The organism is Porphyromonas sp. HMSC065F10 (assembly GCF_001808555.1).
Classification (GTDB): Bacteria; Bacteroidota; Bacteroidia; order Bacteroidales; family Porphyromonadaceae; genus Porphyromonas_A.
The window spans coordinates 473-10,285 of record NZ_KV793730.1 but is presented as its reverse complement, the minus strand read 5'-3'; the positions used below and the strand labels follow the sequence as shown (position 1 = coordinate 10,285).

General features: G+C 55.3%; 7 protein-coding genes. 2 read left to right on the top strand and 5 right to left on the bottom strand.

Going from position 1 to position 9,813, the window contains the following annotated elements:
* Positions 1–132: 132 nt before the first annotated feature.
* The 5 genes from HMPREF2890_RS00155 to HMPREF2890_RS00135 form a co-directional block, all read right to left on the bottom strand.
* Entirely contained in the window at positions 133–1,230 is a 1,098-nt protein-coding gene (locus tag HMPREF2890_RS00155) for a DUF4876 domain-containing protein (RefSeq protein WP_168160380.1), read from the bottom strand.
* Positions 1,231–1,271: 41 nt separating this feature from the next.
* The gene (locus HMPREF2890_RS00150; RefSeq protein ID WP_246825198.1) at positions 1,272–2,375 is read right to left on the bottom strand and encodes a hypothetical protein; all 1,104 of its coding nucleotides are present in this window, start codon (positions 2,373–2,375) and stop codon (positions 1,272–1,274) included.
* Positions 2,376–2,792: 417 nt separating this feature from the next.
* Complete coding sequence (locus HMPREF2890_RS00145) at positions 2,793–4,115, bottom strand: hypothetical protein (protein ID WP_070463844.1); 1,323 nt, start codon at positions 4,113–4,115, stop codon at positions 2,793–2,795.
* Between the two features lie 13 nt (positions 4,116–4,128).
* Positions 4,129–6,513: a TonB-dependent receptor gene (locus HMPREF2890_RS00140; RefSeq protein ID WP_148130627.1), complete on the bottom strand. Its 2,385-nt coding sequence runs from the start codon at positions 6,511–6,513 to the stop codon at positions 4,129–4,131.
* A 181-nt stretch (positions 6,514–6,694) separates the two neighbouring features.
* Complete coding sequence (locus HMPREF2890_RS00135; protein ID WP_148130626.1) at positions 6,695–7,039, bottom strand: hypothetical protein; 345 nt, start codon at positions 7,037–7,039, stop codon at positions 6,695–6,697.
* Between the two features lie 820 nt (positions 7,040–7,859).
* On the opposite strand from HMPREF2890_RS00135, the gene HMPREF2890_RS00130 reads away from it, so the two are divergent.
* Positions 7,860–8,984 (top strand): PCMD domain-containing protein, encoded by a 1,125-nt coding sequence (locus HMPREF2890_RS00130; protein WP_070463984.1) that lies wholly within the window; start codon positions 7,860–7,862, stop codon positions 8,982–8,984.
* Between the two features lie 13 nt (positions 8,985–8,997).
* Positions 8,998–9,765 (top strand): porin family protein, encoded by a 768-nt coding sequence (locus tag HMPREF2890_RS00125; protein WP_070463981.1) that lies wholly within the window; start codon positions 8,998–9,000, stop codon positions 9,763–9,765.
* Positions 9,766–9,813: the final 48 nt, after the last annotated feature.

Below are 9,813 nucleotides of genomic sequence, written 5' to 3'. Positions count from 1 at the left end.
CGCCACAGATGGGGTATTATGCAAAGGTCTCGGTATTAGATAGGAGCGATCGCCAATGAGAGCAAAAGGAAAGCCCCCTTGCAGAGTCCAGGCTCTGCAGGGGGGCTTTCCTTTTGCTCCTGGTCGGGATGATCAGTCGCGTATGATAGTGGTGGTAGGATTAACCGGCTTTACCTCGAAGTCACTCGTTGAGTTGTTCTCATCGACAAAGCCCTTGCCATCCCACTTCCTGACGATCGACTTACCGGCATACGTAGACCTCGTATCTCCGGAGGACTGCTGTACACCATGGAAGCCCTTGTCGAGGGAGAGGTTGAGTATCTGCATCTTCTTCTCCTTCATTGGGCAGATGACGACTGCATCGATCACTTGATCATTAGGTAAGAGGAGTCCGACCTTGCGGCTGGAGTGGTGGGTCGACTTGAAGTAGATATCTCTGTAGTAGACCGCCTTCTCCCGGTCTGATGCGGGGAGCTTGCACTCCTGCAGGAATGCCTCTTTGATCTTATTGATCTCGACAGTGGGGCGTATCAGAGCAAGAGCGGTCTTCTCGGAAATGGAGAAGTCGTTCATCTCCTCAGGGTCCCAGGCGTTGGCGGCTTCCTCCGAGGACCCAATGCCGCCGGCATTGAAGACCTCATGCACCCAGATCTCACCAGAGCCCTCAGTCCAGCTATATTTAGCCTGATGGAGGTCGAGCAGCTTGGAGAGGTCATAGGTCTTTAAATCTTCATCGTTCTTTTCCAGGTACTTGGCAAAAGCGGCCTTGTGATCAATTGCCCTCTTAGCGATGATCACTGCGGTGCCGGGCTGGACCGGATGCTCTGTGCCGCTACCGGGGAAGAGAAGCATCGAGCCTACAAGGAAGTTTTTGAGATAGTAGTCGGCTGTCCCGGAGGAGCTGCCGTCAGTCGCCGTGACCTCTATATTGGCTGCGGGGTCAAGGCTACCTGTGGCGATGAGCATCCCGTCGAGATACTTTACTTCCTTGGTAGGATTGTAGATCTTGATGAAAGCATCATCATCGTACCCAGAGTCGTACCTCTTTCCCTCGGCGACTCGGGAGTACTCCGATCCGGCGTAGTATACCTCCAGGATGCGTAGGTCTGTCTGCTTGCTCTCCTCGGTGGTATTCCCTTCTCCACCCGTAGGGATGCCATCGCGGCGGCATCCGGTGAGACCAATCACCATACAGGTGATGAGAAGCGTGAGCGTAGTGTAATATCTCATAAGTAGATGTTGTATAGAGTTTTGAAAAGTAATTATTCGAGTTATAGGAACCATGCGCCGTAACCTGCCCCACCGCTCCCATGAGTGATCAGATTGTTGACCGCCTTATAGGCTTCTGTGGGACTAAGACCTATCTCAAGTCCGAGATGAAAGTAGTAGGGCTCGTTAGGATCAGTATGTGTGGGGTCAGAGTCGTAGGCGTTTGTGTAGACCTTGAGCGGGATATTGAAGCGAGTCACTTCCTCCCAGCCTGATGACATGTCCGGAGCATAGTAGGGATCACAGACCAGCTTACTATAGCCCATAGGTTCACCAGCGTTATTGGTCGGCATGGGACGTCGCACCTTCTTCCCCTCCGGACACTTCATTACTCGTATGGAGAGGAAAAACTGTGGCAGAAGGTAGGTCGATCGTGTGTATGGACGACCATCCGTCAGAGTGATAGGCCATGCCTTATCAGTACCGGCGTACCGGGCATCGACTCCCTCAGAGACCTGCGACTCAAAGAGGAAATGGCCCTTTAGTCCAACACAGTCCTGATCATAGGGCGCAGAGGCTCGATCGTCGTTACGACCGAGAGGAGGGAGGAGCCGGATATTGAAGAGCTCCCTCACGCCATCCGACATATCCTCCTCTGTCCAGGTGTCGCGGTAGATGTAGCGGAATATCTCCGGAGTGGCTGCGGCACGTGCCTCGAAGGTCCCCTTGTCGGAAAAGAACTCCGACGGTACGGGACGCACTATGGGTGCCCCTGTCTGGGGATCCTTATCTCCATTGTACCTCACATCCATCACTTCGTAGGGCCTACCGATGCTATCGAGATCACTTACGGTATAGAATATCTGGTACCGGTCGGACATCTTGTAGATACGGTCATTGATCCGCTTCCCCTCCTTGTCGAAGAAGTAGAGGCAGAGACCCCAGAGCTTGCTCTTTCCCCCAATGATTCGGAGGTAGTCCGGCCCCTCAGCTCCTCGAAGCGTCTCTGCATAGGTGGCGGTACTGGAGCGTAGCACCTCGATGGAGGGCTGGCCGGAGGGTGTATTATGGATCACCACAAACTCCTCCTGTCGCCATGGCGCCTTGTCGTAGACAAAGTTACCATGCAGCTTACCACCACCGTGTGGGTGCCCTTCTTTAAGCATAACCAGGCATGTGGCCCAGTCTTTCAGCGCTCCCTCCGGATCAGGATTGGCTATAGGAGTAGTCACCCTTGGGGCTTCATAGAGGTCAGCACCGGTACGGGGTGTCTTCTTCTGCTCGAGAGGATTATTCTCGTAGCTAACCGATATGTCTCCAAAGATAAACTTCTGGCAGCCGGTAAGCGATAGTAGGACGGTGAGGAGTAATATAGGAAGACCTTTGCAAAATGGTCTTTCGCAGAAAAAGCACCGCTTTTTCTGCAGGGACTTTGCAGAATGCCCCAGATGCAAGGGACTGAGAGTGAGGGCGAAGGGAGTGTGCTTACGCACATGACCAAGCCCGAATCTCGAATGTGACGCTGCAGATGGGGTATTATGCAAAGGTCTCATAGGGTATTGTATTCGTCTCATGGTAATCTCTCAGAAGGTGATACCGGGGATGCCGGTAAAGTAGCTATCATCGCCCCAGAGCATCTCCTCCAGAGCACTCTCGTCCACCTTTCGTCCCCGATCCGCATAATACCTCAGGATGGAGGCGCGGCATTGCTCTCGATTAGCGACATCTCCAAGGACGATGAAGGGGACAGGGTAGTCGATGTCAAAGGTATTCCACGAGGACTGCAGTTCGTAGTGGTCGTAGAGTCCTCCGGGTGCGGCAGTATTGGCATACTTACCTAAGACTAATCCCGCAGGCACCTGTACTCGATCCTGTATGTGGCAGATACTGACTCGCATCTGGAAGCAGACGTTTCCCATGCCGAAGCGGATCAGCCCCTTGAATCCCAGTCGATCTTGATCCACTCCAGGACTGGCATACTCACGCTTCTGACGGAGTGGCACGACCACGCCTCCGGCACGGTTGCGTCCGAGGTCATCACTCTCTTCAAGAGGTTCCCCGAGCTGCTCCTCGATGGGGTCTGTGTCTCGGTATTCGTAGGAGAAGAGTTCCGGGACCCGCTGATTGAGATCAGGAGTCTGAATTGTCTCAGCGAGGACATACCTATGTCCGTCATGCGTTAGTGGCTGGGTGGCACGACTGGTCATCGTATTCTCGACCGCCATCTCTGCTAGCATCCGGTCATACCGGAGCATACCCGAGCCGACAGTATAGTCCTCAGGAGTATAGACACCACCGGCGGAGATGAGACTTGCGTGGCTGAGCGACTCTCCCTCGAAGAGGAATCGGTCGTAGTATAGGCTGTCCAGAGTCATTGGATAAACCAGCTGCCCACCATCAAGGGAGTTTTGGCGGATAGTGAAGAAATGCTGATGGACGCATAGGGTCGAGTTGTCCGGGTCATTGGGGTCGTACTGAGCGAATTGGTGGTTGATCAGTATCCCGTTGGCGTCAAAGTAGCGGATCTCCATGGCGTAGCAAAAGCGGTCTGACCGTACCACCTCAAAGGCTTTCCGATCAGAGCTGATGGTGATATTGCCGTTCTCATCCTTTCTGAAGGTGATGTCCTGGTAGACCGGGATCGGAGTCTCTCTATGACTTAGGTCGTAGGCTTTATAGAGCTCGACCGTCGATCCTCCTGACAGCTCTGTCGTACCCATCCTGCGAGCGAGGCGTAGGATCACCTGCCAGGAGTAGATCTGCTCATGTCCCTTGATATCTCGCTCAATATAGGCAGGCGGAGCTACGACTATCTTCTTCATCAGGGCGTCCACCTTATCGTCCGAGCAGGCGATAAGGAGAAGCGAAAGAGTAAGGAGTATGAGTATATGTCTTGTCTTTATCATGGTAGGGGTGGTATCAGAATTTTACAATCGTGCGCAGCGAGAAATTGGCGCCTCTCGCATGGGCATAGTAGCGAAAGCGGTCTGTGTACTCCTTATACAGGGTATTGAGGATATTGTCCCCTATCAGCATCAGCTTCACTTCACGTCCACCTGGTAGATCCATCGAAAACTCTGCGCTGCCATTGAGTAGCGTGTATGCGGGAGGAGTCTCGGGGACGAGGTCCTTCTCAGGATTGAAGTGCTTCTGCTTGGTCACGTATATCGCCGAGAGAGAGACGGAAGTATGGTACTGGTCATCCGAGCCAAGCGAAGTGCCATAGCTGCATGAGAGACCATAACGGTCGCTTGGCATAAAGGGTAACCACTCGGAGCGGGTCACATTACGTCCGCGGATCCACTCACCCTTGCCCGTCAGGGTCAGTCCCTGCAGCGGCATAGCAGAGAGTGTCAGGTCACCACCATAGAGCCTGGCATCGTCCTGTCCGTAGATAAATCGAGGATACTTCCCGCTTGGATGATTATGGAAGCGCTCCAGCCCCTTGCCTATCGCATCATAAATATAGTTGTCGATATGCTGGTAGAAGAGACTGGGCTCCACAGACAGCCACTGATTGTGCCACCGTCCACCAAAAACAGACTTGTAGCCGTGCTCTGCTGTCAGCTGGTGATTGCCCACCACCCAGTAGGTGCCATGCTCGAGTCCTGTGGCGTAGAGCTCGTTGATATCCGGGGGTCTCCAGGACCAGCCGATATTACCTCTGAGATCAGCTTCATCACTGATCTGATAGTGCAGAGCCAGACTGGCCGTGAAGTTACTATAGACCTTGAAGTCCGAGTAATACCTATACTTGCTTAGCGAAGTGTATCCACTGACATCCATTGCCCTAAAGTCGTATCTCATACCGACCGAGCAGCGCAGTCGCTCAAAGAATGTAGCGTCCTGCAGTATGTATCCTCCCAGCGTGAGAGCGGCATAATTGGGGATAAATGCGGGCTGCTTCGTCCCCGGATAGTTATAGTTACGCTGATAGGTGCCTGAGAGACCGGACTCAGTCTTCAGTGCCAAGGGACCACCCCACTGAGCGACCCAGGAGAGGTCACTGCGCTCTGTGGAGAGGATCAGGTCCTGCATGGGGATCCGGCTCCAGTCCGCCTTGGTCCGCTTGTCAAACTCCCACCTCAGATTATCCTGATGAGAGAGGATCAGTCGGAGCTTGTGTGCCTCACTCACCTGCCACTTTACCTCGCCCTTGAGCATAAAGTGCTGTGACTGCTGAAATGGAGGCTCCACCTCGTAGGAGAAGGGGCGAAGTGACCGCTCGTCAGGACGTCCAGCAAGGAAGCGCGCTAGTAACTGGTCTATGTCGGAGACTCGACTGGCGTAGTAGATGCCATTACGGGCGTAGAAGAGACTGCTGAAGAGTGTGGCTGTGATCGCTCCATTGCTCCAGCCTGCAAGGGCCGAGAGACTGATATTGGTGTAACCGGTGTTATTAAGGATATACTCCGCCGTAGAGTAGTCCCCTCCCCGACGGTAGAGTCCGTGGAGACGAAGCCCCAGACTCCGCCAGCCCATCTCGAGGCTGCCGGTGCCACTGTAGGCGTGAGCATTGGTGTCATACCCGAGGTCAGTCGTGCCGGAGACACGAAGATTCTTGGATCCGTAAGGGAGCTCCGCCTGACTAAAGAGTACGACTCCTCCTATGGCACCATAGCCGTAGCGAACCGACTCCGCACCCTTCACAACCTCTACATTAGTAGCACCAGTATGGTCGATCTCCGGAGCGTGATCTGAGCCCCAGCTCTGACTGTCAAGTCGCACCCCATTGTTGAGCAGTAGGATACGTCCCGAGTGCATGCCCTGGATCACTGGCTTGGAGATCGTGCTGCCACTGGATATGGTGCTTACACCTGGTACTGTCTCCAGGAGCTGTCCGAGGGTGAGGGTACTTGACCTCTCCAGCGTCTTAGGATCGATCTTCATTGTCTGCTGGAGGATACTGGTCTGCCGGAGATCTCCCTGGACCACCACTTCGTCGATCAGAGTAGCATCCTCCTCGAGACGGATCGTCAGGACTCCGCGTACCTCCGAGAGCGAGATCGTGCGGCTGTCACTCTTGTATCCGAGGTAAGAGGTGGTGAGCGTCACCCGCTTTTTAGTGATGGGGAAGGATAGGGTACAGTGTCCCTGTAGATCGGTGGGCTGGGCACTGAGTGCCTCCTCGGAGCGTACGATAGCACCAGGGATCGGGTCTCCGGTCGCACTATCGAGGACGCAAAGTGTGAGCCTGCGGGCCTTCTCCTCCGCATGGCTGCTGTATGCCCACCCTGCCAGCAGGAGGATGAGGAGAAGCATCAGCGTATTAGGTCTCTGCGAGAGACCGATATGCTTGGTCATGGTATTACGTATATTATGAGTGTATCGAGAGCTAGTTGCAGCTCTCGAGGAGTCGTGGGGCGATATGCCCGATGGTCCACCTCTACGAGAGAGAAGTGGGCGGTGACTACTACCCCGAGATCAGGATAGGGGCTAAAGGCTATGGATCTCCCGTAGGAGAGCGTTAGGTGAGTGCAGGGGATTACGCTGCCACTCGAGTCGGAGGAGCCCGGAGAGCGGGTTGGTCCGCGAGCGGTAGCAGCGGAGTGACACACTCCGTCATCGCAAGGGCAAGCACGAAGCCCTCGACTCTTGCCACGTAGGGGATCTCGACCAGATCCTCGTACATGGTGCTCTCCATTAGCTGCAGGACGCAGAGAGAGCCGACATCCGCATATCCACTCTCCTGCATCATCTGAGAGGCTACGTGTGCCTGGTGTGACGGGGAGTCGATATGGATCCCTACCATCATCAGCTGCGAGGCAAGTACGACGATGAGGAAGAGGCCGATAAACAGCCTCTTGAGCTGCTCAGCTCTTCCTGACAATTGTCGGTATGTCTCTATATACTGCATGGTCAGATCTTCGTGCAAAGGTAGGAACTCTTTCCCTCGCCGGACATACTCAGAAGTGAGTATTTTATCTCTCCTTTTCTCCAATTAAGACCATTTTAAAATGGTCTTAATTGGAGAATGCCCCAGATGCAAGGGACTGAGAGTGAGGGCGAAGGGAGTGTGCTTACGCACATGACCAAGCCCGAATCTCGAATGTGACGCCACAGATGGGGTATTATGCAAAGGTCTCCAATTATCAAATTAGTCTACCCCAGCAAGGCAAATTCATACCGGTACAGGGCTGACGTCCAGGGGTGACGCATTTGAGCGGTACAGAAGCCTATCCACTCATTGTGAAGAGTGGTGAACGATGCACCCCGACAGGGGTGCTCGCTCCAAAGGCATCGGTCATCCGCGAAGCGGTGACCGATGTACAGAGCCCCAGCCTACCACCTCGACCCCTTGTGGGTCGCCGAGCACACATCTCCAATGCCGGCGACCCGCATGGGGTCGAGGGATGATATGTACGTTTATACATCGGTCATCGGCACTTCGTGCCTCGACCGATGCCTATGGAGCGTGCATCCTTCGGATGCGGGAGAGTCGCCTATGTAGCGGTCTTCACCTGCACTCCTGTCCGATGACCCTAAGGAGGTCGGCAGGGAGAGCACCCCGACAGGCGTGCTCGTCTTATTACCCGGGAGACCTCGGGCAAATCCAAAAACGTCAGCCCTGTGCGGTCGTCAAGCGCCGGCTCTGAGTATCTGTTTTTCCCTTATCTTTGCAGTCCTTTTTCAAGCAAACAGATATGAACATGAGCAAGTCAAAGCACCTGCTGATCCCGATGATCAGCCTTCTTACTCTCCTGCTCGTCGGGCTCGACTCCTGCATCCGCCCCGAGGCGCCCAATGCGGAGGCAGACATCCTCTCCGTTGAGGTGGAGGGGATCACCCCGAGGGAGAAGCCCCTCATCACCAATACCGCCATCAAGATCGAGGCGGAGCCGTGGGTCGACCGCACCGCCGTGGCACTGAGCTTCACCCTCACCCCCGGCGCCACCATCTCCCCGGCGAGCGGCAGCAAGCAAGACTTTACCCGACCAGTCACCTACACCGTCACCTCGGAGGATAAGCAGTGGACGAAGGAGTACACCGTCACCATCGCCTCCTCTCGCCCCGCCCCGGGACACTTTGACTTCGAGACGGTGAGCCTGCATAAGGATAATGTCTGTCAATACCATGAGTTTGTCTACTCAGAGACAACACCCTGGCAGTCGCCCAATGCCGGTTATGTCTTCGTGTCACAGGGCGATGGACTGAGATTGGATCCGAAGGACCCCCTGATCTATCCTATGACGCAGTCTGAGGGGGGCTATAAGGGACACTGTGTACAACTTCGCACCCTCTCCACCGGTGCTATGGGGAAGAGATTTGGCTCTCCTAAGGCTGCCGGGACGCTCTTCCTCGGCAAGTTTAATCCCTTTGCCGCTATTCAGGGTGGTCCGGAGAAGGCTACTCTCTTTGGTGAGAGAGAGACCCGCAAGCCACTGATGCTGACCGGGTACTACAAGTACAAGTCGGGCGACAAACTGACCGACAAGGACTCCAAGGAGATTGAGGGAAAGAAGGATCTTCCGGCGATCTATGCCGTCTTCTTCGAGACTGACAAGAAGACCCCCTACCTCGACGGAGGCAATGTCCTCACCTCGCCCAATATCGTCCTCACCGCTCAGCTCAAGGATCCCAAGGAGAGCGACGAGTGGATCCACTTTCAGCTTCCCTTTGAGCCGGCGGAGGGCAAGAGCATCGACCCCGCCAAGCTGAAGGACGGGCGCTACAAGCTCACCATCGTGATGACCTCCAGCAAAGAGGGGGCAAAGTTTGAGGGTGCCATAGGCAGCACCCTGCTTGTCGATGAGATCGATGTTTACTACGAATAAGCCGTACCGCATCATGAAACAAATCTTACTATCTCTACTCTGCCTCCTCTCACTCACTGCCACTGCGCAGGAGACTCGTGACAAAAATATCCTCGCCGCCCTGCGCCATGGGTGGAATTTTGAGCTCCGTGCCGGACTCTCCATGGGCGGCACCGCCCCCATCCCCATGCCCCGGGAGATCCGTGGTGTGGAGAAGTACAATCCCAAGCTCAACGTCCACGTCGAGGGTCAGGCGACCAAGTGGTTTGACCCCCACTGGGGACTGGTGATGGGACTCCGTATGGAGCAGAAGGGCATGGTCACCGGTGCCCGGGTAAAGAACTACCACACCTCGCTCCTCCTCGGTGGAGGGGCCGAGGTGTCGGGCAACTGGACCGGCTATGTCGAGAGCAACTACGCCGCCGCCTCCATCGTCCTCCCCATCAGCGCCGCCTATAAGATCAATGACTATGGCAAGGTGCAGGCGGGTCTCTACGCCGGCTACCGCTTCGACGGCAGCTTCACCGGGCACGTCACCGACGGGCACTTCCGCATGGGATCGCCCATCGGTGAGCGGGTCGACTTCCCCGCCGACAAGCAGGCGACCTACGACTTCTCCGACGAGCTGAACCGCTTCGAGGCAGGCATGCAGGTGGGTGGCAGCTGGCGCGCCTACCGCCACTTCCTCGTCTATGGTGAGTTGAGGGCCTCCTTCACCCCCATCTTCCCCGGCTCCTTCACCGCTCTGACGACCAAGCTCTACCCGATCTACGTCAGCACTGGCTTCAGCTACCTCTTCTGAAGGCCTTTGCAAAATAGTCTTTCGCCGAAAAAGCGGTGCTTTTTCGGC